This is a genomic window from Blastococcus sp. SYSU DS0539 (genome assembly GCF_054050855.1).
Genome location: NZ_JBJHAF010000009.1, coordinates 68753 through 90860, shown reverse-complemented (window position 1 = coordinate 90860; position 22108 = coordinate 68753). Strand labels below are relative to the sequence as shown.

Annotated in this window: 21 protein-coding genes and 1 tRNA gene; 16 read left to right on the top strand and 6 right to left on the bottom strand. The window is 73.7% G+C overall.

Going from position 1 to position 22108, the window contains the following annotated elements; genetic code table 11:
- Positions 1–51 precede the first annotated feature (51 nt).
- From ACI790_RS12800 to ACI790_RS12785, 4 genes are all read left to right on the top strand, one after another.
- Positions 52–123 (top strand) — tRNA-Arg (locus ACI790_RS12800).
- A 191-nt stretch (positions 124–314) separates the two neighbouring features.
- Positions 315–1949, top strand: a complete 1635-nt coding sequence (locus ACI790_RS12795) for a sodium-dependent transporter (RefSeq protein WP_456570148.1) — start codon at positions 315–317, stop codon at positions 1947–1949.
- Positions 1946–2080: a methionine/alanine import family NSS transporter small subunit gene (locus tag ACI790_RS12790; RefSeq protein ID WP_456570147.1), complete on the top strand. Its 135-nt coding sequence runs from the start codon at positions 1946–1948 to the stop codon at positions 2078–2080. The genes ACI790_RS12795 and ACI790_RS12790 overlap by 4 nt, the downstream gene beginning before the upstream one ends.
- A 48-nt stretch (positions 2081–2128) precedes the next feature.
- Positions 2129–3025 (top strand): alpha/beta fold hydrolase, encoded by an 897-nt coding sequence (locus ACI790_RS12785; RefSeq protein ID WP_456570146.1) that lies wholly within the window; start codon positions 2129–2131, stop codon positions 3023–3025.
- 67 nt (positions 3026–3092) lie between these two features.
- Here the strand turns inward: ACI790_RS12785 and ACI790_RS12780 are convergent, their stop codons facing one another.
- Positions 3093–3863: an SDR family NAD(P)-dependent oxidoreductase gene (locus tag ACI790_RS12780; RefSeq protein ID WP_456570145.1), complete on the bottom strand. Its 771-nt coding sequence runs from the start codon at positions 3861–3863 to the stop codon at positions 3093–3095.
- A 125-nt stretch (positions 3864–3988) separates the two neighbouring features.
- On the opposite strand from ACI790_RS12780, the gene ACI790_RS12775 reads away from it, so the two are divergent.
- Genes ACI790_RS12775 through ACI790_RS12760 form a run of 4 tightly spaced genes read left to right on the top strand, consistent with a single transcriptional unit; the run spans position 3989 to position 7556 of the window.
- Complete coding sequence (locus tag ACI790_RS12775) at positions 3989–5491, top strand: long-chain-fatty-acid--CoA ligase (RefSeq protein ID WP_456570144.1); 1503 nt, start codon at positions 3989–3991, stop codon at positions 5489–5491.
- Positions 5488–5940 carry a hypothetical protein gene (locus ACI790_RS12770; protein WP_456570143.1) on the top strand — a complete coding sequence of 151 codons (453 nt, stop codon included), beginning with the start codon at positions 5488–5490 and terminating at the stop codon, positions 5938–5940. The genes ACI790_RS12775 and ACI790_RS12770 overlap by 4 nt, the downstream gene beginning before the upstream one ends.
- A complete protein-coding gene (locus ACI790_RS12765; protein WP_456570142.1) occupies positions 5861–6997 on the top strand; it encodes an alpha/beta fold hydrolase in 1137 nt (378 codons plus the stop codon). The genes ACI790_RS12770 and ACI790_RS12765 overlap by 80 nt, the downstream gene beginning before the upstream one ends.
- Before the next feature lies 1 nt (position 6998).
- The gene (locus ACI790_RS12760) at positions 6999–7556 is read left to right on the top strand and encodes an N-acetyltransferase family protein (protein ID WP_456570141.1); all 558 of its coding nucleotides are present in this window, start codon (positions 6999–7001) and stop codon (positions 7554–7556) included.
- A gap of 5 nt (positions 7557–7561) precedes the next feature.
- On the opposite strand, the gene ACI790_RS12755 is transcribed toward ACI790_RS12760, so the two are convergent.
- The 4 genes from ACI790_RS12755 to ACI790_RS12740 all read right to left on the bottom strand — a co-directional run bounded on the left by ACI790_RS12755 (position 7562) and on the right by ACI790_RS12740 (position 12023).
- Positions 7562–9199 (bottom strand): ABC-F family ATP-binding cassette domain-containing protein, encoded by a 1638-nt coding sequence (locus ACI790_RS12755; RefSeq protein ID WP_456570140.1) that lies wholly within the window; start codon positions 9197–9199, stop codon positions 7562–7564.
- A gap of 70 nt (positions 9200–9269) precedes the next feature.
- Positions 9270–10361, bottom strand: a complete 1092-nt coding sequence (locus ACI790_RS12750; RefSeq protein WP_456570139.1) for an adenylate/guanylate cyclase domain-containing protein — start codon at positions 10359–10361, stop codon at positions 9270–9272.
- A gap of 14 nt (positions 10362–10375) precedes the next feature.
- Positions 10376–10846 carry a universal stress protein gene (locus ACI790_RS12745; RefSeq protein ID WP_456570138.1) on the bottom strand — a complete coding sequence of 157 codons (471 nt, stop codon included), beginning with the start codon at positions 10844–10846 and terminating at the stop codon, positions 10376–10378.
- 10 nt (positions 10847–10856) lie between these two features.
- The gene (locus tag ACI790_RS12740) at positions 10857–12023 is read right to left on the bottom strand and encodes an MFS transporter (RefSeq protein ID WP_456570137.1); all 1167 of its coding nucleotides are present in this window, start codon (positions 12021–12023) and stop codon (positions 10857–10859) included.
- 199 nt (positions 12024–12222) lie between these two features.
- Between ACI790_RS12740 and ACI790_RS12735 the strand changes: the two genes are divergently transcribed.
- From ACI790_RS12735 to ACI790_RS12705, 7 genes are all read left to right on the top strand, one after another.
- Complete coding sequence (locus ACI790_RS12735; protein ID WP_456570136.1) at positions 12223–13161, top strand: ABC transporter ATP-binding protein; 939 nt, start codon at positions 12223–12225, stop codon at positions 13159–13161.
- Positions 13158–13913 (top strand): ABC transporter permease, encoded by a 756-nt coding sequence (locus ACI790_RS12730; RefSeq protein ID WP_456570135.1) that lies wholly within the window; start codon positions 13158–13160, stop codon positions 13911–13913. Before ACI790_RS12735 ends, ACI790_RS12730 begins: the two co-directional genes overlap by 4 nt.
- 76 nt (positions 13914–13989) lie before the next feature.
- Positions 13990–14799, top strand: a complete 810-nt coding sequence (locus tag ACI790_RS12725) for an ankyrin repeat domain-containing protein (RefSeq protein WP_456570134.1) — start codon at positions 13990–13992, stop codon at positions 14797–14799.
- A gap of 139 nt (positions 14800–14938) precedes the next feature.
- The gene (locus ACI790_RS12720; protein WP_456570133.1) at positions 14939–18736 is read left to right on the top strand and encodes a multifunctional oxoglutarate decarboxylase/oxoglutarate dehydrogenase thiamine pyrophosphate-binding subunit/dihydrolipoyllysine-residue succinyltransferase subunit; all 3798 of its coding nucleotides are present in this window, start codon (positions 14939–14941) and stop codon (positions 18734–18736) included.
- An 83-nt stretch (positions 18737–18819) separates the two neighbouring features.
- The gene (locus tag ACI790_RS12715) at positions 18820–19008 is read left to right on the top strand and encodes a DUF6104 family protein (RefSeq protein WP_456570132.1); all 189 of its coding nucleotides are present in this window, start codon (positions 18820–18822) and stop codon (positions 19006–19008) included.
- Positions 19009–19018: 10 nt separating this feature from the next.
- Positions 19019–19759 (top strand): AAA family ATPase, encoded by a 741-nt coding sequence (locus ACI790_RS12710; protein ID WP_456570131.1) that lies wholly within the window; start codon positions 19019–19021, stop codon positions 19757–19759.
- Positions 19760–19821: 62 nt separating this feature from the next.
- Positions 19822–20535, top strand: a complete 714-nt coding sequence (locus tag ACI790_RS12705) for a metal-dependent hydrolase (protein WP_456570130.1) — start codon at positions 19822–19824, stop codon at positions 20533–20535.
- 12 nt (positions 20536–20547) lie between these two features.
- Here the strand turns inward: ACI790_RS12705 and ACI790_RS12700 are convergent, their stop codons facing one another.
- Positions 20548–20844: a hypothetical protein gene (locus ACI790_RS12700; RefSeq protein ID WP_456570129.1), complete on the bottom strand. Its 297-nt coding sequence runs from the start codon at positions 20842–20844 to the stop codon at positions 20548–20550.
- A gap of 76 nt (positions 20845–20920) precedes the next feature.
- Here ACI790_RS12700 and ACI790_RS12695 point away from each other — a divergent pair, with 76 nt between their 5' ends.
- The gene (locus ACI790_RS12695) at positions 20921–22108 is read left to right on the top strand and encodes an RtcB family protein (protein WP_456570128.1); all 1188 of its coding nucleotides are present in this window, start codon (positions 20921–20923) and stop codon (positions 22106–22108) included.

Sequence of the window (22108 nt, the reverse complement as noted above, 5' to 3'; positions counted from 1 at the left end):
TTCCCGGGCCGGTGCGCGGGGCTGGTAACTTCTCTCCTGCCCCACCACCGAGCCCCCGTAGCTCAGGGGATAGAGCACCGCCCTCCGGAGGCGGGTGCGCAGGTTCGAATCCTGCCGGGGGCACCCTTCGACCGGCCGCTTCCCGCGCGTCCCGCGGGGCGGCCCGGCGTCCCCCTCCCGATCGAGGCCGGACCGCAGCCTGACCGTTCCTGTTCCGCGCAGTTGACGTGGGCCCGAGTTCTGGCACCCTTCCTCCGACGGCTCTTCGAGGGTCGGTGCTCGAGGTGCTTGCAGGCTCGGCGCGTGGAGGTCGGATGAGCACGTCAGAGGGGTCCGCCACCGTGCAGGCCGACGAGGAACGCCGGCGCGGGGCATTCAGCTCCCGGCGCGTCTTCATCCTGGCGGCGATCGGCTCGGCGGTCGGGCTGGGCAACATCTGGCGGTTCCCCTACGTCGCCTACGAGAACGGCGGCGGCGCCTTCCTGCTGCCCTACCTGGTCGCGCTGCTGACCGCCGGCATCCCCTTCCTGCTGCTCGACTACGCGATCGGCCACCGCCACCGCGGCTCCGCACCGCTCTCCTTCGCCCGGCTGCGCCGCGGCACCGAGGGGCTCGGCTGGTGGCAGGTGGGCATCTGCTTCGTCATCGCCGTCTACTACGCCGCGGTGCTGGCCTGGGCGCTGCGCTACACCTTCTTCTCGCTCGACCAGGCATGGGGCACCGACCCCGAGGCGTTCTTCTTCGGGGAGTTCCTCCAGGCCGGTGACGTCGAGGTCACCGCCGACGTGGTGCCCGGGGTGCTCGTGCCGCTCGCCCTGGTCTGGTCGGCCGTCCTGGTGATCATGGCCCTCGGCGTGCAGCGGGGGATCGGGATGGTCTCGCTGGTCTTCATCCCGCTGCTGGTGCTCACCTTCGTCGCCCTCGTCGTGCAGGCGCTGCTGCTGCCGGGCGCCGGGGCCGGCCTCGACGCGTTCTTCGCGCCCGACTGGTCGGCGCTCACCTCGGCCCCCGTCTGGGCCGCGGCGTTCGGCCAGATCTTCTTCTCGCTGTCGGTCGGCTTCGGCATCATGATCACGTACGCCTCGTACGTGAGCCGCCGCGAGGACATGGTCGGCTCCGGCCTCGTCGTGGGCTTCTCGAACTCCGGCTTCGAGCTGCTCGCCGGCATCGGCGTGTTCGCCGCCCTGGGGTTCATGGCTCAGGCCAGCGGGGTCGCGGTCGGCGAGGTCGCCAGCGGTGGGATCGGCCTGGCCTTCATCGCCTTCCCGGCGATCATCAGCGAGGCCCCGGCCGGCGCCCTCCTCGGCGTGCTGTTCTTCGGGTCGCTGGTCATCGCCGGCATCACGTCGCTGATCAGCGTGATCGAAGTCGTGATCTCCGCGGTCCGCGACAAGCTCGACACCAGCCGCCTCACCGCGACCCTCGCCGTCGGCGTGCCCGCCGCGGTGCTGAGCCTGGTCCTCTTCAGCACGACGAGCGGCATCTACGTGCTCGACGTCGTCGACCACTTCGTCAACCAGTACGGCATCCTCGTCGTGGCGCTGGTCAGCATGCTGGTCATCGCCTGGGCGCTCCGGGCACTGCCCGCTCTCGGTGCGCACCTGAACGTCCACGGCCGTCCCCGGGTCGGCACCGGCTGGCGCCTGCTGACCAGCGTCGTCGCCCCGGTCGGCCTGGCCCTGGTGCTCGTCTTCGCGCTGCGCGACGACCTCACCGCACCCTACGAGGACTACCCCGCCTGGCTCCTGCTTGTTCTCGGCTGGGCGCTGGTCGTGGCGCTGCCGCTCGTCGGCTTCCTCGTCGCCCGGTTGCCGTGGCGCGCTGGGACCCACCTCGACGGGCCGCCACCCGGCTCGGATCCGGCGGATCCGCTGCACGCGCCCGCCACGACGGACCGGGCCCCCGACGAGCGCCGGGTCACCGGGCAGGACGACGGAGGACGCCGATGAGCACGGCCGCGATCGTGATGATGGTGGTGGCGATGCTGGTGATCTGGGGCGGCCTCGCGCTGGCCATCGCCAACCTGCTGCGCCACGGCGCCGTCGAGGACCGCACCGAGAACGTGCGCCGGGACCGCTGACCCGGACCGGTGATCCCGGTCTCGCCGCGCTGGACTAGCGTCCGCCGCATGGAGACCAGCGGCATCCGCACGGCACCGGTCGGCGACCTCGAGCTCGCCTACGAGACCTTCGGCGACGCGGCGAACCCGCCGGTCCTGCTGGTCATGGGCCTGGCCACGCAGATGATCGGCTGGCCCGACGACTTCTGCCGCGGCCTCGCCGAGCGGGGGCTGTTCGTCATCCGGTTCGACAACCGCGACATCGGGCTGTCCACCCACGTCACCGACGGCGGCGCGCCCGACGTCATGGCGGTCCTGGGCGGCGACCGGTCCTCGGTCGCCTACGGGCTGACCGACCTCGCGGAGGACACCGTCGGGTTGCTCGACGCGCTCGGCCTCGACAGCGCGCACGTGGTCGGCGCCTCGATGGGCGGGATGATCGCCCAGCTGGTCGCCATCACCCACCCCGAGCGGGTGCGCAGCCTCACCTCGATCATGTCGACCACCGGCGACCCGGCGGTGGGGGCACCGAACGACGCCGCGATGGGCGTGCTGCTGGCCGCGCCGGCGGCCGACCGGGAGGGCGCCGTCCAGCGCGTCGTCGACACCTACCGGGTGATCGGCTCGCCCGGCTTCGAGTTCGACGAGGCCGCCGTCCGCGAACGCGCCGGGCTCTCCTTCGACCGCGCCCACGACCCTGCCGGGGTCGCCCGGCAGCTCGCCGCGATCCTCACCGCGCACGACCGCACGGCCGACCTCAGCCGGGTCGCGGTGCCCACGCTCGTCATCCACGGCGAGCAGGACGCGCTCGTCGCCGTCTCCGGCGGCCGGGCCACGGCCGCGGCCGTCCCCGGCGCCGAGCTGCTCGTGGTCGACGGCATGGGCCACGACCTGCCGCGCGAGGTGTGGCCGCAGCTCGTCGACCGGATCACCGCGCTGGTCCAGCGCGCCGAACGCACCGCGTGACCGCCGCTCCGCCGGGGCTCCCGGCGGAGCGGCGACGCGCGTGGCGTCCGCTGCCCGGCGGGGCCGCTCAGCTGGTGAGCATCCCGCCCTCGACCGGGATGGTGGTGCCGGTGACGTACCCGCCGGCGTCGCTCACCAGGAAGACCAGCGCGGCAGCCAGCTCCTCGGGCTCGCCCTTGCGCCCGACGAGCACCCGGGACAGCTGCGAGTCCAGGTAGCCCTCGGGGTACTGGTCGGTCATCTCCGAGGTGAAGAAGCCCGGCGCCAGCGCGTTGACCCGGATGCCCTTGCGCCCGGTCCACTGCTGGGCCAGGTCCCGGGTGAGCCCGATGAGCCCGGCCTTGCTGGCCGCGTAGGCGGCCTGCGGCAGCCCGGCCGTGGTGAGCCCCAGGACGCTGGAGATGTTGACGATGGAGCTGCCGGGCTGCATCACCCGGCCGCAGGCCTGGGCCATCCAGTAGCAGCCGTTGAGGTTGACGTCGATGACCTGCCGGAACTGGTCGGGGCTCTCCCGCGTCGCCGGCGCGGCCGTGCCGACGCCCGCGTTGTTGACCAGGATGTCGACCTTGCCGAACTCGGCCATGGCGGCGTCGACCAGGGCCTGGCAGTCCTCAGGCCGGGAGACGTCGGTGGCGACGCTGATCGCGCGCCGGCCGGCCGCCTCCACCGCGCGCTGGGTGTCGGCGAGCCGGTCGGCCCGGCGGGCGCCGAGGACGACGTCGCAGCCGGCCTCCGCCAGCGTCCGGGCGAAGACCGCACCCAGCCCGGAGGACGCACCGGTCACGACGGCGACGCGGTCGTCGAGGCGGAAGAGGTCGAGGATCGAGCGGTCGGGCATGAGCGGGGTTCTCCCTCGGGGGACGGCGGGCGGTCGTCGTCACCGTATCCGGCCTGTGCGGTAGATCACCGGGTGAGCCGGGTAGGGGGCCTGCGGCCAGCCACCGGGCACTGAGGGGAACGACCGTGACGAACCTCGCGCAGAACCTGCTCGACTCCGCCGCCGAGGGAGCCGCCCGGCCCGCGCTGCGGATGGACGACGCCGAGCTGACCTACGGCCAGTTCCGCGACGCCGCCCTCCGCGTCGCCGCCTCGCTGACCGCGCGCGGCGTGCGACCCGGCGACCGCGTCGGGCTCGTGCTGCCCAACGTGCTGGCCTTCCCGGTCGTCTTCTACGGAGCGCTGCTCGCCGGCGCCGCGGTCGTGCCGATGAACCCGCTGCTCAAGGCGCGCGAGGTGCAGTACTTCCTCGAGGACTCCGGCGCGCGGGTCGTCGTCACCCTGGAGACCACCGCCGGGCCGGTGCGCGAGGCGGCGGACGTCGTCGGCGTGGAGGCCGTCGTGGTCGGCCCCGCGTCGCCGTCCGAGCTGATGGCCGAGGAGCCGCTGGACGCGCCGGTGGAACGCTCCGACGACAACCTGGCCGTCATCCTCTACACGTCGGGGACGACCGGTCAGCCGAAGGGCGCCGAGCTCACCCACGCCAACCTCGGCCGCAACGCGCTGACCACCGCCGAAACGCTGGCCGAGAACACCCCCGACGACGTGATCATGGGCTGCCTGCCGCTGTTCCACGTCTTCGGGCTCACCTGCGGCCTCAACACCGCCGTCCTGCGCGGCTCGCTGCTCACGCTGATCCCCCGCTTCGACGGCGCCAAGGCGCTGCAGGTGATCGAGCGCGACGGGGTGACGATCTTCGAGGGCGTCCCGACGATGTTCGCGGCGATGCTGCACTCCCCCGACGCCGGGCAGCACGACGTCTCCAGCCTGCGGCTGTGCGTCTCCGGCGGATCGGCGATGCCGGTGGAGATCATGCGCTCGTTCGAGGAGCGCTTCGGCTGCATGATCCTCGAGGGCTACGGCCTGTCGGAGACCTCGCCGGTCGCGTCCTTCAACCACCCGCACGCCGAGCGCAAGCCGGGTTCGATCGGGACACCGATCCGCGGCGTGGAGATGCGGCTGGTCGACGACGACGGCAACGAGGTGGGCGCCGGCGAGGTCGGCGAGATCGCCATCCGCGGCGAGAACGTGATGCGCGGCTACTGGGAGCGGCCCGAGGAGACGGCGAAGTCGATCCCCGACGGCTGGTTCCGCACCGGTGACCTCGCCCGCACCGACGACGACGGGTACTTCTTCATCGTCGACCGCAAGAAGGAGATGATCATCCGCGGCGGCTACAACGTCTACCCGCGGGAGATCGAGGAGGCGCTGTACGAGCACCCGGCGGTGGCCGAGGTCGCCGTCGTCGGCATCACGCACCCCGAGCTGGGCGAGGAGGTGGCCGCCGCGGTCGCCCTGAAGCCCGGGGCGACCGCCGAGGCCGACGAGCTGCGCGAGTTCGTCAAGGCGCGGGTGGCCGCCTACAAGTACCCGCGGCACCTCTGGCTGGTCGACACCCTGCCCAAGGGGCCGACCGGGAAGATCCTCCGCCGCGCCGTCGAGGTCCCGCAGGAGGTGGGCACCCGATGACCCCCCCTGCGCCCCGCACGCCGCCGCCGTCGCCACCGCTGTGGCGGCAGGCCTTCGACGCGGCCGAGCGGGCCGTGGCCCCGCACGCGGAGAGCCTCGTCCGCTCGGAGAACTTCGCCCTCGGCACCGCGCTGGTGCGGCGCGCGCAGACCCTGGCCGGCCGCTCGGTGCAGGGCCTCAGCGCCCGCGCCTGGCACCTGCTCAACCTGCCCGCGGGAAGCGACATCAGCCGGCTGCGCGCGCAGATCGGCTCCCTGGACCGGGAGGTCCGCCGGCTGACCCTGCAGCTGGAGTCCGAGCGACGCCGGGCCGCGGGTTCCGCGCGCAGCCGGCCCCCCGAGACGACGACCCCGACCACGGAGGACCACGATGCCGACGGTGCCCAGCCCGCAGACCGTGCTCGACCGCGTCCGGCGGGACGTCGAACGCAACACCCTGCGGGCCCGTAACGGCATCAAGCTCGTCGCCGGCGTCGACCGCCCCGGCGTCGGACAGACGCCCAAGGACGTCGTCTGGCAGCGGGGCCGCACCCAGCTCTGGCACTACCGCAACGACCCCGACACCTACGGCGGCGTCCGCTACGGACCTCCGCTGCTGATCGTGTTCAGCCTGGTCAGCCGCAGCTACATCCTCGATCTGACGCCGGGCAACAGCTTCGTCGAGCAGCTGCTGAAGGCCGGCTTCGACGTGTACATGCTCGACTGGGGCGAGCCCGACGAGCGCGACGCGGGCAACGGGCTCGAGGACTACGCCGACGACTACATCCCCGCCGGGATCGACCGCGTCCTCGAGCTCTCCGGTGCCGACGAGGTCAACCTGTTCGGCTACTGCTTCGGCGGTGACCTCGCCCTGCTCTACGCCGCGCACCACCCCGACGCCCCGCTGCGCAGCCTCACCGTGCTGGCCACCCCGGTCGACTTCCGGCACATGGGGCCGCTCGCCGACATCTTCGCGGTCGGCGGCATGGACGTCGACTCCGTGCTCGACGCGGACGGCAACGTCCCGCCCTCGGTCGTCGTCCAGGGCTTCCGGGCACTCACCCCGACCGCGGAGGTGACCCGCTACGTCACCCTCTGGGAGCGGCTCTGGAACGACGAGTACGTCTCCTCCTACCAGGCCATGACGGGGTGGTCGGACGACCACGTGCCCTTCCCCGGCGCCGCCGCGCGGCAGACGGCGGAGATGCTGGTGCGGGACAACGGCATGCTGAACGACCGGCTCGCGGTGGGCGGGGACCCGGTGCACCTCTCCGACATCCAGGTGCCGTTCCTCACCGTGCGGGCCAACCGCGACCACATCGTGCCGCCGGACGCGACGGCGCCCCTCATCGACCTCGTCGGCTCACCCGACAAGCACGAGCTCTGCCTGGACGCCGGCCACATGGGGCTGGTCGTCGGGCGCACCGCGGCCAAGACGACGGTGCCCACCATCATCGACTTCGTCCGCCGGCGCAGCGATCCGCTGGTCGCCGACGACGCGACCGACACCGCGGCACGGGAGGCCTGACATGACGGTGGTCGAACTCGGACCGGAGCGCTGCGACGCGCTGCTGCGCTTCTTCGGCGACCTCCCCGAGGGGGACCTGACCTTCATCAAGGAGGAGGTCACCGACCCGGACACCGTCCGCTCGTGGGCGACCGGCGACGCACCCGGCGGCCGCTGGGTGGCCGTCGACACCGGGGACGACGGCAGCGACACGGTCACCGGGTACGTCGCGGTCCGGCCGCTGCCGGGCTGGTCCGACCACGTCGGCGAGCTGCGCCTGGTCGTCGCGCCGTCGAGCCGGGGCAGCGGGCTGGGCCGGGAGCTGGCCCGCCGCGCCCTCGTCGAAGGGGTCCGGTCGGGGCTGCGGAAGATCGTCGTCGAGGTGGTCGCCGAGCAGGGCTCGGCGCTGGCGCTCTTCAGCGACCTCGGTTTCAGCGGCGAGGCCCTGCTGCGCGACCACATCCGCGACCGCAACGGCGAGCTGCGCGACCTGATGGTGCTGGCCCACCACGTCTCCGACACCTGGTCGGGCATGGACACCGTCGGCATCGCCGACGAGCTGGGCGCGCCGGCCGGCTGAGCGCGTCAGCGCTCGGTGACCCGCCCACCGTCGACCTCGAGCCGGCGGTCGGTGGCCACCACCTCGAGCATCCGGCGGTCGTGGGTGACCAGCAGCAGGGTGCCGGTGTAGCCGGCCAGCGCCTGCTCCAGCTGCTCGATGGCCGGCAGGTCCAGGTGGTTGGTCGGCTCGTCGAGCACGAGCACGTTGATGCCGCGTGCCTGCAGCAGGGCGAGCGCCGCCCGGGTGCGCTCCCCCGGTGACAGCGTGAGGGCCGGGCGCAGCACGTGGTCGGCGGTGAGGCCGAACTTGGCCAGCAGCGTCCGCACCTCGGCCGTCGGCCAGTCGGGCACCTCGGCGCCGAACGCGTCGAGCAGCTGCTCGGGACCGAGGAAGCGGCCCCGCGCCTGGTCGATCTCGCCGATCCGGACCGACGGGCCCAGCGACGCCGCGCCCTCGTCCAGCGGCACCCGCCCGAGCAGCGCCGCCAGCAGGGTCGACTTCCCCGATCCGTTGGCGCCGGTGATGGCGACCCGGTCGCCCCAGTCCACCTGCAGGTCCACCGGGCCGAGGGTGAACCCGCCGCGGCGGACGACGGCGCCGCGCAGCGTGGCCACGACGGCGCCGGCCCGCGGCGCGGCGGCGATCTCCATCCGGAGCTCCCACTCCTTGCGGGGCTCCTCCACGACGTCGAGCCGCTCGATCATCCGCTCGGTCTGCTTGGCCTTGGCGGCCTGCTTCTCCGCCGAGGCCCGGTTGTGCGCCTTGATGAACTTGTCGGGGTCCTTCTGCTTCTTGACCGCGTCGCGGACGCCCTTGGCCATCCAGTTGCGCTGCATGCGGGCCCGCGCCTCGAGCCCGGCCTTGGTGTCGGCGAACTCCTCGTACTCCTCGCGCGCGTGCCGGCGGGCGACCTCCCGCTCCGCGAGGTACGCCTCGTAGCCGCCGTCGTGCACCCGGACCAGCTGCTGGGCGAGGTCCAGCTCGACGATCCGGTTCACCGTCCGGGACAGGAACTCGCGGTCGTGGCTGACGACGACGACACCGGCCCGCGCGCCGGTCACGAACCGCTCCAGCTGGTCGAGCCCGGCCAGGTCGAGGTCGTTGGTCGGCTCGTCGAGCAGCAGGACGTCGTAGCGCGAGAGCAGCAGCGAGGCCAGGCCCACCCGGGCGGCCTGCCCGCCGGAGAGCCCCGTCATCGGCGCCTCGAGCGCGACGCCGGGCGCCACCTGGGCCACCACCTCCGCGGCCCGCTCGTCGAGGTCGGCGCCACCGAGGGCCAGCCAGCGCTCGAGGGCGTCGCCGTAGCCGTCGTCGGCGCCCGGCCGGCCGGCGGTGAGCGCCTCCGTGGCGGCGTCCAGCGCCGCCTGCGCGGCCGCGACACCGGTGCGCCGGGCCAGCGCCGCGAGGACCGTCTCCCCCTCGCGCCGCTCGTGCTCCTGCGGCAGGTAGCCCAAGGTGGCCGTCGGCGGGCTGAGCACGATGCTCCCGGCCTCGGCCGGGACCTCCCCGGCCAGCGTGCGCAGCAGCGTGGACTTGCCCGCGCCGTTCACCCCGACCAGGCCGACGACGTCGCCCGGGGCGACGACGAGATCGAGGTCGGAGAAGAGCACGCGGGCGCCGTGACCGGCTGCCAGTCCGCGGGCGACGAGGGTGGCGCTCACCCCTACAGCCTGCCAAGCCGATCCGGCGGACCGACAGCGCATTCCGCTCCGGCGCGCCGCCGCGCGTCGATCAGCCCTCCGCGTCGCTGCCGTCGGCGTCGTCCCCGCCCGGGTCGAAGGCGTCCTCGTCGTAACCGCTGTCGGCGTCCGGGCCCGGTCCGGCGTCCGCCGTCCGGCTGCGGCGGACCAGCCACGGCTGCAGGTGCTCGTAGCCGCGCACCGAGACCCGGCGCAGCGGCCGCGCCCGGTAACCGGGCAGCCCGCGGATCCGGTCGGCCAGCTCCCGGTCGACCAACAGCGCGCCCGGGCGGGCGAGCGAGGTCAGCCGGCTGGCCAGGTTCACGACCGGCGAGTAGACGTCGCCGAGGCGGGTGAGCACCGCACCGTAGGCCGCCCCCACGCGCAGCGGCGGCCGGTCGGCGGCCGCCCAGGCGTGCGGGAGCTCCAGCCCGATCTCCGCGGCCGCGGTGGCCGACCCGGCGGTGAACAGCACGCCGTCCCCGACGGTCTTCACCACCCGGCCGGAGTGCCGGGCGATCACCTCGGCGGCGATGCTCTCGAAGTCCTCGACCATCGCGCCCAGCTCGCGGCCGCCCATGCCGCGGCTGCGCGAGGTGTAGCCCACCAGGTCGGCGAACCCCACCGCGAGCTCCCGCCGGTCGCCGGGGCCGGTGGCGGCGAGCAGCCGGTCGACGTTGGCAGCGAGGTGGCGGCGCCACACGTAGTCCTGCACCTCGCGCAGCCGGGGCAGCAGCGCCTGCGCCGTCTGGACCGCGCGATCCGTGGTGACCGCGGGGCCCTCCCCCTCGGGGGCGTCGCGGAGCAGGGCGTCGGCGAGCATGTCGGCCTGCCAGTCGGCCAGCCGGGACAGGGACTGCCCCATCGCCCGGGCGATGGAGGCCTCGCTGTCGGGGGCGACGAAGCCGGCGTCGATGAGCGTGGAGAGCACGTCGAGAGCGGCCACGTCGGCGTCGGTGAAGGCCGGGTCGTCGTCGGCGGCGTCGGGGAAGCCGAGGGCCCGCCAGAGCCGCTGCGTCCGCTCCGGCGGCATGCCCGCCAGCCGGCCCACCTGCAGCCGGGTGTACTGCCGGGGGCCACCGAGCAGCAGCCGCTCCAGCGCCTCCCTGGCGCCGGGGCCCGGGCCGTCGCCGGGATCGTCCATGCCCGTCGCGGACCTCAGCCGGTGGTGTGCACGACGAGCACGTCGCACTGCGCGCGGCGCGTGGCGTCGGCCGGCACGGAGCCGAGCAGCCGGCCCTTGATGCTGCTCAGCCCGCGGTTGCCGACGACCAGCAGGTCGGCGTTCTCCCGGCGGACGACGTCCAGCAACGTCTCGACCGGCGACCCCATGACCGCGACGGTGCGCACCTTCTCCGCACCTGCCGCACCGGCGCGCTCGGCGGCGGTCCGCACGGTCTCCTCCGCCGGGTGCGACCCGACGACCTGGTAGGCCTCGTCGCCCAGGACGTCCTGCGCGCGGGCCAGCTCGCGGTCGTCGTCCTCAGTGGGGAGGTAGGCGCAGACGACGACCAGCGTCGCCCCGCAGGCGCCGGCCAGGGCGCCGGCGCGGGCGACCGCACGCAGGGACGATTCCGACCCGTCGGTTCCGACGACGACCGTGGAGTAGGCGCTCGCGGGCTCGCTCACGGCGCGCACTCTATGGGACGCCGGCCTGCCGTGTGCCCGGGGTCACGCGAACGGGCGCCGTGCGGCCGGCCAGCAGCGCCACCCCCGCCAGCAGCACCGGCAGCAGCGCGAGAGCCGCCGAGAGGCCGACGAGCTCGGCCAGCCCACCGATGACGGGCGGCCCGAGGAGGAAGCCGAGGTACCCGGGGGTGCTCACCGCGGCGAGGGCCGGGCCGGCCTCGGCCTCGCCCTCGGCCGCCGCGGAGAAGACCAGCGGAACGGTGCAGGCCAGGCCGATGCCAAGGGCGGCGAAGCCGGCCAGCGCGAGGGCGATGGTCGGGCCGGCGACGACCAGCACCCCGCCCGCCGTGGCGACCAGCGCCGAGATGCGCACCGTCCGCACCCGGCCCCACGCCGCGACGACCCGGTCACCCGCGAGCCGGCCGGCCACCATCGTGACGCTGAACGCCGTGAACGCCAGGCCCGCCACCCCGGCCGAGGAACCCAGCTCGTCCCGGAGGTGGACGGCGCTCCAGTCCCCGACCGCCCCCTCGGCGAGGAGGACCACCAGCGCGATGAGCGCCAGGGGCAGCAGCCGCCCCCGGGGCCAGGCGAACAGCGGCCCCGCCGGCCCGGTGGCGCGCTCCTCCCGGAGCAGGGCGGGGAACAGGGGCGCGGTCGCCAGGAAGAGGACCAGGCCGGTGCCGCCCAGGTGCCAGGACAGCCCGAGGTGCGCGGCCGCGGCGAGCGACCCGGTCAGCGACCCCACCAGCGCTCCGGCCGAGAACGCCGCGTGGAACGAGGACATCACCGGGCGGGCGAGCGCCCGCTCCACCGTCACCGCCTGCGCGTTCATGGCGACGTCCAGGCCGCCGAACGCCAGCCCGAAGACGAGCAGGACCGGCACGAGCCAGGGCAGCGACGTGGCCAGCCCGAGCAGCACCGGGACGGCGAAGAAGAGCAGCGCCGCGGCGATCGTCGTCGTCCGGCTGCCGTACCGGGCGCTCAGCGCGCCGATCAACGGCATCGCGACCAGGGCGCCGACCGCCGGGACCAGCAGCGCGCCGCCGAGCGCCGCGTCGGAGAGGCCGAGGTCGCTCTTGACGGTGGGGATGCGCACGGCCCAGTTGCCGAACAGCGCGCCGTTCGCCGCGAAGACGACGGTCACGGCCAGCCGCGCCCGCCCCGGTGCACCCACGGGAACAGTCGACCACGCAGGTCCGACCGTCCGGCGGGTGGTTCCCCGACGACCGGCAGGTGACAGCCCGGTGACCGGGGCACGACGCCCCGCGCGGGGGTCCCACGGGAGCCCCGCGGTGCGCCAGGATGACGAGGTCACTGCGCACGGACGACGGGAGAGCGCCATTTCCAGCGGCCCGACCGCGAGGGTCGACCCGGTGGGGGTCGAGATCCGCGGGCTCACGAAGTCCTTCACGAACGTCCGGGCCGTCTCGGACCTGAGCTTCACCGTGGAGCCGGGGACGGTCACCGGGTTCCTCGGCCCCAACGGGGCGGGCAAGACCACCACGCTGCGGATGGTCCTGGGGCTGATGCGGCCCGACGCCGGGACGGCCACCTTCGACGGCACCCCGTACGCGTCGCTGTCCGCGCCGCTGCGCACCGTCGGGGCCGTGCTCGAGACCGCGTTCCACCCCGCGCGCACCGGCCGCAACCACCTCCGCGTGTACTGCCGCGCCGCCGGGCTGCCCCTGCGGCGCGCCGACGAGGTGCTCGTCCAGGTCGGGCTCGGCGAGGCCGGGCGGCGGCGGGCGGGCGGCTACTCCCTGGGCATGCGGCAGCGGCTCGGGCTGGCGACGGCGCTGCTCGGCGACCCCTCCGTGCTGGTGCTCGACGAGCCGGCCAACGGGCTGGACCCCGAGGGGATCCAGTGGCTGCGCGGGTTCCTCCGCCACCTCGCCCACGACCAGGGCCGCACCGTGCTCGTCTCCAGCCACCTGCTCTCCGAGGTGGAGCAGACCGTCGACCGCGTCGTCATCGTGGGCGCCGGGCACCTGGTGCGCGAGGGCTCGATGGCGGAGCTCCGGTCGGGGGCGGACGGCGCCGGGACGGTGCTCGTGCGCAGCCCGCAGACCGACCGGCTGGCCGAGGCGCTGCGGGGCGACGGCACGGGGATCACCCGGGACGGCGACACGCTCACCGTCACCGGACGGACGACCGCGGAGATCGGCAGCCGCGCCTTCGCCGCGGGCGTGGAACTGCACGAACTGCGGTCCCGCACCAGCGGACTCGAGGAGATCTACTTCCAGCTCACCGCCGGCCGGGAGCAGTACCGCGCCCCGTCCGCCGACGTGCCGTCCCCGGAGGCCTCCCGATGACCCGCCTGATCCGCGCGGAGTGGACCAAGCTCTTCACGACGAGGGTCTGGCTCGGCCTGCTGCTCGGCGCCTGCGTCATGGTCGCCGGGTTCGCCGTCTTCTTCACCGCGTTCGCCGGCAACCCCGAGGCCGGCATCCCGGCGGTGGGCACGCCCCAGTACGAGGACCTCGCGCTGTCCACGGCCGCGAACGCGAACATCCTGTTCCTCATCCTCGGCATCATCGGGATGACGCAGGAGTACCGGCACCGCACCGCCACGCCGACGTTCCTGACCACTCCCCGACGCGGCCGGGTGGTCACCGCCAAGCTCGTCGCCTACGCCCTGGCCGCGGCGCTGTTCTCGCTCGCCGTCGTCGCCGTCAACTACGTCACCGTCGCCATCCACGCCGGGGTCCGGGGCGCGGCACCCGCGCTGGACGGCGACAACCTGGTGACCATGGCCGGCTCCGCGATCGCGCTCACCATCTACGCGGTGATCGGCGTGGGCCTCGGCGCGCTGCTGCGCAACCAGGTCGGCGCCATCGTCGGCGGCCTGGTCTACCTGTTCGTGATCGAGCCGATCATCCGCTCGATCCCGGCCACCTCGGGGGCGTACAAGTGGATGCCGGGCGGCGCCCTGGAGGCGCTCACGGCCACCTTCGAGGGCCCGGACCTGCTCGACGCCTGGCAGGGAGGTGTCCTCCTGCTCGGTTACGGTCTGGTGGCCGCCGTGCTCGGCACCTTCCTGGCCGTCCGCCGCGACATCGTCTGAGGCGCCGGCACGAACCGCAGGACCTCGCCCCGCCGGACCACCTGGCGGGCGGGCCCGAACGGAGAACGGAGAACGCGTGACGACTCGCATGACCGTCCAGCGGCTGGGCCGCCTGATCGTCGACGGTGACGTGGACGGTGTCCGCTCGGCCGTCACCGAGGCCCCGCGCCTGCTCGCCGGCGCCGTGGAGCGTGCGGACGAGGGCGGCTGGACCCCGTTGCACCTGGCGGTGGCCTGCGACCGGGTCGACGTCGTCCGGGTGCTGGTGGAGGCGGGAGCCGACCTCGGGGCCCGCACCGACCACCACCGCACCCCGCTGCACGTGGCGCTGGAGCACGCCCCCGACCTGGTCCCGGTCCTGGTGGAGCTGGGGGCCGTCGTCGACGCGCCCAGCGCGGCCTACCTCGACGACGTCGACCGGCTCACCGCGGAGCTCGACGGCGGCGCGGCCCTCACCGACCCGACCACCGGGGTGGACCTGCTCACCTGGGCGGCCCTCGGTGGCGCGGCCGGCGCCGCCCGGCTGCTGCTGTCCCGCGGGGCCGAGGCCGACGGCGGAGCGCTGCACGCGGCGATCGCCGGCGGCAGCGCGGAGCTCGTCCGGCTGCTGCTGGACGCCGGGGCCGACGTCGACCGCCGCGATCCGGACACCGGGCGCACCCCGCTGCACGCCGCGGTGGCGGTCGGCGCGACCGGCGATGCACCGGAGATCGTGCGGATGCTCCTCGACGCTGGGGCCGACGTCGACGCCACCACCCATGACGGGGCCAGCGCGCTCGACATCAGCCGCGTGGCGGCGGCGCGACACCGGCGCGCCGACGAGGACCGGGCCATCGGCAACGACGCCCTGGTCGAACTGCTCGTGGCGCACGGCGCGAGCCACTGACTCCCATGCCCGGCGGGCGCGCGGTTCCCGCTCCGCGCCGGGTCAGCAGCCCGGCACGGGCGTAGACTCGATACCCGGTCCAGCGACGCCCCTCAGACGCAGCCCCAAGACGAAGAAGGCACTCGACCCCGTGTCAAGCGTGAACTCATCCCGCCCGTCGTCCACCTCGTCCCCGGTTGCCGGTTTCGGCACCAACGAGTGGCTGGTCGAGGAGATGTACCAGCAGTTCCTCGCCGACCCGTCCAGCGTCGATCAGGCGTGGCACGAGTTCTTCGCCGACTACCGGCCCGGCACCCCCGCGGGTGGCGACCGGGAGCAGGCGTCGGGTGGCGACGGACCGCCCGCAGCGGCCTCCGGGCAGGCGGCCCTGGCCGCTCCTGCCCAGGAGGCGCCTGCCCCCGCGAAGAAGGAGGCGCCCGCCCCCGCCAAGAAGCCCGACGTCCAGCGCCCGGCCGCCGGGTCCCAGCCGACGGGGAGCTCGCCCGTGCAGAAGACAAGCCAGCCCGCCGCCGAAGCCGCCCCCGCCGCGAAGGCCGCGCCCGCCGCCAAGGCCGCACCCAAGCTCCCGGTCGCGGACGGCGCGCAGTCGCCGCTGCGCGGCGCCGCCGCGGCGGTGGTCAAGAACATGAACGCGTCGCTGACCGTGCCGACGGCGACCAGCGTGCGCGCGGTGCCGGCCAAGCTCCTGGCCGACAACCGCATCGTCATCAACAACCACCTCAAGCGGGCCCGCGGCGGGAAGATCTCCTTCACCCACCTGATCGGCTACGCGCTGGTCCGGGCGCTGGACGCGTTCCCGAACATGAACAGCGCCTTCGCCGAGGTCGACGGCAAGCCGGTGCACGTGCAGCCCGAGCACGTCAACTTCGGCCTGGCCATCGACCTGCCCAAGCCCGACGGCTCGCGGTCGCTGGTGGTCGCCTCGATCAAGGCCGCCGAGGAGATGGACTTCGCCCAGTTCTGGGCCGCCTACGAGGACATCATCCGTCGGGCGCGGAACAACAAGCTGACGATGGAGGACTTCTCCGGCACCACGATCAGCCTGACCAACCCGGGCACGATCGGCACCAACCACTCGGTGCCGCGGCTCACCGCCGGCCAGGGCGCGATCATCGGCGTGGGCGCCATGGAGTACCCCGCCGAGTTCCAGGGGATGAGCCCCGACGTGCTCACCGAGATGGGCGTCTCGAAGATCATCACGCTCACCTCGACCTACGACCACCGGATCATCCAGGGCGCGGAGTCCGGCGACTTCCTGCGCACGCTGCACTCGCTCCTGTTGGGCGAGGAGGGCTTCTACGACGAGGTCTTCCGCTCGCTGCGGATCCCCTACGAGCCGGTGCGCTGGATGCCGGACGTGCGGGTCACGCGCGAGGGGCAGATCGACAAGCAGGCCCGGGTCATCGAGGTCATCGAGGCCTACCGGCGCAACGGCCACCTGATGGCCGACACCGACCCGCTCGAGTTCAAGGTCCGCACCCACCCCGACCTGGACATCACCCAGCACGGGCTGACCCTGTGGGACCTCGACCGGACGTTCCCGGTGGGCGGGTTCGCCGGTGAGCGCCTCATGGCCCTGCGGGACATCCTCGGCGTGCTGCGCAACTCCTACTGCCGCACGGTCGGCGTGGAGTACATGCACATCACCGATCCCGAGGAGCGCGAGTGGCTCCAGCAGCGGATCGAGGTCAAGCACGAGCAGCCCGACCGCGAGAAGCAGAAGCACGTGCTCGGCCGGCTCAACGCCGCCGAGGCGTTCGAGACCTTCCTGCAGACGAAGTACGTCGGGCAGAAGCGGTTCAGCCTGGAGGGCGGGGAGTCGGTCATCCCGATCCTCGACGAGGTGCTCATCGCCGGCACCGACCACGGGCTCGACGAGGTCGCGATCGGCATGGCCCACCGCGGCCGGCTCAACATCCTGGCCAACGTGCTCGGCAAGAGCTACGCCAAGATCTTCGGCGAGTTCGAGGGCAACATCGACCCGGGCACGGTCCAGGGCTCCGGCGACGTCAAGTACCACCTCGGGGCCACCGGGAAGTTCCGCAACCCGTTCCGCACCGACGCCGAGATCGCCGTCTCCCTCGCCAGCAACCCCAGCCACCTGGAGACGGTGAACCCCGTCCTCGAGGGCATCGTCCGCGCCAAGCAGGACATGATCGACAAGGGCGAGCAGGGCTTCACGGTCCTTCCCGTCCTGCTGCACGGCGACTCCGCGTTCGCCGGCCAGGGCGTGGTGCAGGAGACGCTGAACCTCTCCCAGCTGCGCGGCTACCGCACCGGCGGCACCGTGCACGTCGTCATCAACAACCAGGTCGGCTTCACCACGAGCCCCGGCTCGGCGCGCTCGACGCTCTACTCGACCGACGTCGCGCGGATGGTCAACGCCCCGATCTTCCACGTGAACGGCGACGACCCGGAGGCCTGCGTCCGCGTGGCCCGGCTGGCGGTCGAGTACCGGCAGACGTTCAAGAAGGACGTCGTGATCGACCTCGTCTGCTACCGCCGCCGCGGGCACAACGAGGGCGACGACCCGTCGATGACCCAGCCGCTGATGTACGACATCATCGACCGCAAGCGCTCGGTCCGGAAGCTGTACACCGAGGCGCTGGTCGGCCGCGGCGACATCACCCTCGAGGAGGCCGAGGAGGCCCTCAAGGACTACCGCGGCCAGCTGGAGCGCGCCTTCGCCGAGACGCACGACGCGCAGGACTCCTCCAAGCCCGAGCCCGTCATGGACCCGCGCACGGCGCAGGAGTCGACCGTGCGGACGGCGATCACGCAGGAGGTCCTCAAGACCATCGGCGACGCGCACGTCTCGTTCCCGCCGGACTTCACCCCGCACCCCAAGCTGCAGAAGATGCTCGAGAAGCGGGCCGCGATGGCCAGCGAGGGCGCCATCGACTGGGCCATGGGCGAGCTGCTGGCCTTCGGCTCGCTGCTCATGCAGGGCGTGCCGGTCCGCCTGGCCGGCCAGGACTCCCGCCGCGGCACGTTCGTGCAGCGCCACTCGGTGCTCATCGACCGGGAGACCGGCGCGGAGTACACCCCGCTGGCCAACCTCAACGAGGAGCAGGCGAAGTTCTTCGTCTACGACTCGCTGCTCAGCGAGTACGCCGCACTGGGCTTCGAGTACGGCTACTCGGTGGCCAACCCCGACGCCCTGGTGCTGTGGGAGGCCCAGTTCGGTGACTTCGTCGACGGGGCCCAGATGGTCATCGACGAGTTCATCAGCTCCGGCGAGGCCAAGTGGGGTCAGCGCTCCGGCGTCGTCCTGCTGCTGCCCCACGGCATGGAGGGGCAGGGCCCCGACCACTCCAGCGGCCGGATCGAGCGGTTCCTGCAGCTGTCGGCGGAGAACAACATGACCGTCGCCAACTGCACGACCCCCGGCAACTACTTCCACCTGCTCCGCCGCCAGGCGCTCTCGGACGTGCACCGGCCGCTGGTCGTCTTCACGCCGAAGTCCCTGCTGCGGGCGAAGGCGGCGGTCAGCCCGGTCGCGGACTTCACCGAGCAGGACTTCCGCCCGGTGCTGCCCGACACGGGGGTCGGCGGGGAGCCGCTGGACGCCGCCGCGGTGAAGCGCGTGCTGCTCTGCAGCGGCAAGGTCGCCTACGACCTCATGGCGCAGCGGGAGTCCGAGGGCACCACCGACACCGCGATCGTGCGGGTCGAGCAGCTGTACCCGCTGCCGGCCGAGCAGATCCGCGCCGAGCTCGAGCGGTACTCGAACGCCACCGACGTGGTGTGGGTGCAGGAGGAGCCGGCGAACATGGGCGCCTGGCAGTTCATGGCCGTCAACCTGCCCGAGGAGCTGCCGGAGGGCCGGAAGCTGCGGCGGGTCAGCCGCCGCGCGTCGGCCAGCCCGGCGGTCGGCTCGGCGAAGGTGCACGAGGTCGAGCAGCGCAAGCTGGTCGCCGAGGCGTTCGCGAGCTGACCCCGGCCGCCCGACGGCGGATCCACCGACCGACGCCCGGCCCCCGACCACCTCGGGGGACCGGGCGTCGTAGGTTCTCCGGCATGTACTTCACCGACCGGGGCCTGGAAGAGCTGGCCGAGCGCCGGGGCGAGGAGCAGGTCACCCTCGCCTGGCTGGCCGACCAGATGCAGGCGTTCGTCGACCAGCACCCCGACTTCGAGGTGCCCGTCGAACGGCTGGCCACCTGGCTGGCCCGCGGCGGCACGGACGACGACGACCTCGACGACTGACGCAGGAGACGTGCGCCCACCCGCGGTGGCGGACCTGCCGCTGTCGCGGGTGCACGTCCGCGCCGACGTCACCGATCCCGGCGCCTGGTTCTGGGCGCTGCCGGGCGTCGCGCAGCTGCGCTCCGGCGGGATGGGGCTCGCCCCGCTCACGGTGGTCGTCGGGGAGAACGGCTCCGGCAAGTCCACGCTCGTCGAGGCGGTCGCGCACGCCTGGCGCGCCTCGCTGACCGCTGCGGTGAAGCACTGGGGCCCGATGCCCTCCACCGAGGACGCCGACCTGTGGCGGGACCTGGAGCTCACCGGCGAACGCCCCCGACCGCAGGGCGGCGTCTGGCTGCGCGGCGAGGCCATGCACGGCGTCTTCACCGGCATCGACAGCACCGCCCACGAACTGCGCGCCTTCGACGGCGTCCCGCTCAACGCCCGCTCCCACGGCGAGGGCTTCCTCGCCCTGCTGGAGTCGCGGACCACCGAGCGCGGGCTGTGGGTGCTCGACGAGCCGGAATCGGCGCTGTCGTTCCGGTCCTCGCTGCGGCTGATGGCGCTGCTGCACGGCGTCGCGTCCACCGGCTCCCAGGTCCTGCTGGCCACCCACTCCCCCGTGCTCGCCGCGCTCCCGGGTGCCCGTGTGTACGAGCTCGACGGATCGGGGTTCGCCGAGCGCTCCTGGGCGGAGCTGGACCTGGTCCGCGACTGGCAGGCCTTCTTCGACGCGCCCGAGCGGCTGCTGCGCCACCTGCTCGGCGACTGAAGGTCGCGGACACGCCGCAGCGCCTGCCCGGGCCGGCCGCGGCGCGGCGGCACGCTGGGCACGTGCTCGGTCACTCCCACGCGCTCTCCGGCCTCGCCGCCGGCGCCGCCACGCTGCCGTGGGCGCCCGTGCAGGGAGCGATCGGGCAGGCGGCCTGGGTAGCCGCCGTCGGCGGATTCGCGATGCTCCCCGACCTCGACCACCGCAACTCCACCGTCTCGGACATGTGGGGTCCGGTCACCGACGTGCCCGCGGGCGCGATCGGGACGCTCTCCGGCGGGCACCGCTGGGGCACCCACGACGCCGTGCTCGCCCCGCTCGCCTTCGGCGCGCTGGCCGTGGCGGCCTCCGGCGCGTTCTGGTCCAGCCTGCTGGTGCTCGCGCTGGCCATCGGGCTCGCGCTGCGCGCCCTGCACTTCGTCATCCCCGGGCGCACCGAGACGACGATCCTGGGCAACCTGGTGCTGTCGTGGGGCGGCTCCTGGCTGCTGCTGGACCACACGACCACGCCCTCCTGGCTGCCCTGGGCGGTCGCCGCCGGCGTGCTGACCCACATCGCCGGCGACGCGATCACCACCGCCGGCGTGCCGGTGCCGCTGCTCTGGCTGGTCCGGCGCAAGCGCCTGGCCCTCTCCCCCATCCGCACCGGCGCCACCGTGGAGAAGGTGGCCCTGGTGCCGCTGTTCGTGGCCGCCACCGTCGCGTTCGCCTACACGAACACCGAGCTGCACCTCGCCGTCGACCCGATCGTGGACCGGCTGCTCAGCTCGGGCTGATGCCGCGCGACGTCACGGGCGGGGGTTGGTCCGGGTCCAGCCGCGGTCGTCCCGGCGCGCCCCCTGGGCCGCCCGGCAGCGACGGCAGACCTCCTGCACCTCCTCGGCGTGCCGGCCGGACTCCGGCTGCACGTCGGGCCAGCCGACGTGCGGGAAGCGGGTCAGCCGGGAGCGGTGCAGCGACAGGCCGCACGCCGTCTCGTTGCGCCCGCGCTCCCACGCGTGGACCTCCCCCGCCGGGTACCGGATCCCGTCGTCGGGATCGACCCACTGCCCTGAGGCGGCGACCGCCGCCCTGCTGGTTCCCATGCGCGGCCCCGTACCCGCGAGCCCCCGGTGGGACAAACCGTTCGCCGCAACCGCTCCGGAGCGGCAGACTCCGGGAGTGGAAAGACTGTCGGACAAACTCCTGAACTGGGCGAGCATCCTCGACGACGAGACGCTGCGGCAGGCCGAGCGCACCGCCTCCCTCGACATCGTCGACCCGCACGTGGCACTCATGCCGGACGCGCACCTCGGCAAGGGCGCGACCGTCGGCTCCGTGCTGCCGACCCGGGCCGCGATCATCCCGGCGGCGGTCGGCGTCGACATCGGCTGCGGCATGATCGCCGTCCGGACGCCGTGGTCGGTGGACGAGGTGCGGGCGCGTGGCCCGCTGGCGCCCCTGCGCGGGGACATCGAGCGCGCGGTGCCCCTCTCGGCCGGGAGGTACAACAAGAAGCTGACCGGGACCGCGCGGACGCGCGTCGCCGAGCTGGAGGCGAAGGCCGACGAGCTCGGCGAGCGGGTGCTGCACTCGGTGACGACGACGGCGCCGAACTGGGCGATGCAGCTGGGCAGCCTCGGCTCGGGCAACCACTTCATCGAGGTCACCGCCGACGAGCAGCAGCGGGTGTGGCTGTTCCTGCACTCCGGCAGCCGCGGGGTGGGCAACAGGATCGCCCAGAAGCACATAGCGATCGCGCAGGAGCGGGCCCGCCGCGACGGCCTGGACCTGCCCGACCGCGACCTCGCCTGGCTCGACGAGGGCACCCCCGAGTTCGACCGGTACATCGCCGAGCTGCGGTGGGCGCAGCACTTCGCGCTGCTCAACCGCGAGGAGATGATGGACCGGGTGGCCGACTGCCTGGCCCGGCACATGCGCGCCGACGCGACACCGGAGCTGGAGCGGGTGAACTGCCATCACAACTTCACCCAGCACGAGAAGCACTTCGGGACCGAGCTCTGGGTGTCCCGCAAGGGCGCCATCCAGGCGGAACGCGGGCAGGCCGGGCTCATCCCCGGCTCGATGGGCACCGCCAGCTACGTGGTCGCCGGCCTCGGCAACCCGGAGTCGCTGAACAGCTCGCCGCACGGCGCGGGGCGGGTGTTCTCCCGGACGAAGGCGCGCAGGACCTTCACCCGGGCCCAGCTGGAGGAGTCGATGCGCGGGATCGAGTGGCGGCACAGCGACGCCTTCCTCGACGAGATCCCCGCTGCCTACAAGGACGTGGACCGGGTCATGGCCGACGCCGCCGATCTCGTGGAGGTCCGGCACACGCTGCGGCAGCTGGTCAACGTGAAGGGGGATTGA

Excerpts from the sequence above, each read along its gene's own strand:
- ACI790_RS12765 (WP_456570142.1), top strand. The coding sequence starts at position 5,861 with ATGCCGACGGTGCCCAGCCCGCAGACCGTGCTCGACCGCGTCCGGCGG.
- ACI790_RS12730 (WP_456570135.1), top strand. The coding sequence starts at position 13,158 with ATGACCCGCCTGATCCGCGCGGAGTGGACCAAGCTCTTCACGACGAGG.
- ACI790_RS12750 (WP_456570139.1), bottom strand. The coding sequence starts at position 10,361 with ATGGACGATCCCGGCGACGGCCCGGGCCCCGGCGCCAGGGAGGCGCTG.
- ACI790_RS12770 (WP_456570143.1), top strand. The coding sequence starts at position 5,488 with ATGACCCCCCCTGCGCCCCGCACGCCGCCGCCGTCGCCACCGCTGTGG.
- ACI790_RS12795 (WP_456570148.1), top strand. The coding sequence starts at position 315 with ATGAGCACGTCAGAGGGGTCCGCCACCGTGCAGGCCGACGAGGAACGC.
- ACI790_RS12790 (WP_456570147.1), top strand. The coding sequence starts at position 1,946 with ATGAGCACGGCCGCGATCGTGATGATGGTGGTGGCGATGCTGGTGATC.
- ACI790_RS12785 (WP_456570146.1), top strand. The coding sequence starts at position 2,129 with ATGGAGACCAGCGGCATCCGCACGGCACCGGTCGGCGACCTCGAGCTC.
- ACI790_RS12760 (WP_456570141.1), top strand. The coding sequence starts at position 6,999 with ATGACGGTGGTCGAACTCGGACCGGAGCGCTGCGACGCGCTGCTGCGC.
- ACI790_RS12700 (WP_456570129.1), bottom strand. The coding sequence starts at position 20,844 with ATGGGAACCAGCAGGGCGGCGGTCGCCGCCTCAGGGCAGTGGGTCGAT.
- ACI790_RS12715 (WP_456570132.1), top strand. The coding sequence starts at position 18,820 with ATGTACTTCACCGACCGGGGCCTGGAAGAGCTGGCCGAGCGCCGGGGC.
- ACI790_RS12780 (WP_456570145.1), bottom strand. The coding sequence starts at position 3,863 with ATGCCCGACCGCTCGATCCTCGACCTCTTCCGCCTCGACGACCGCGTC.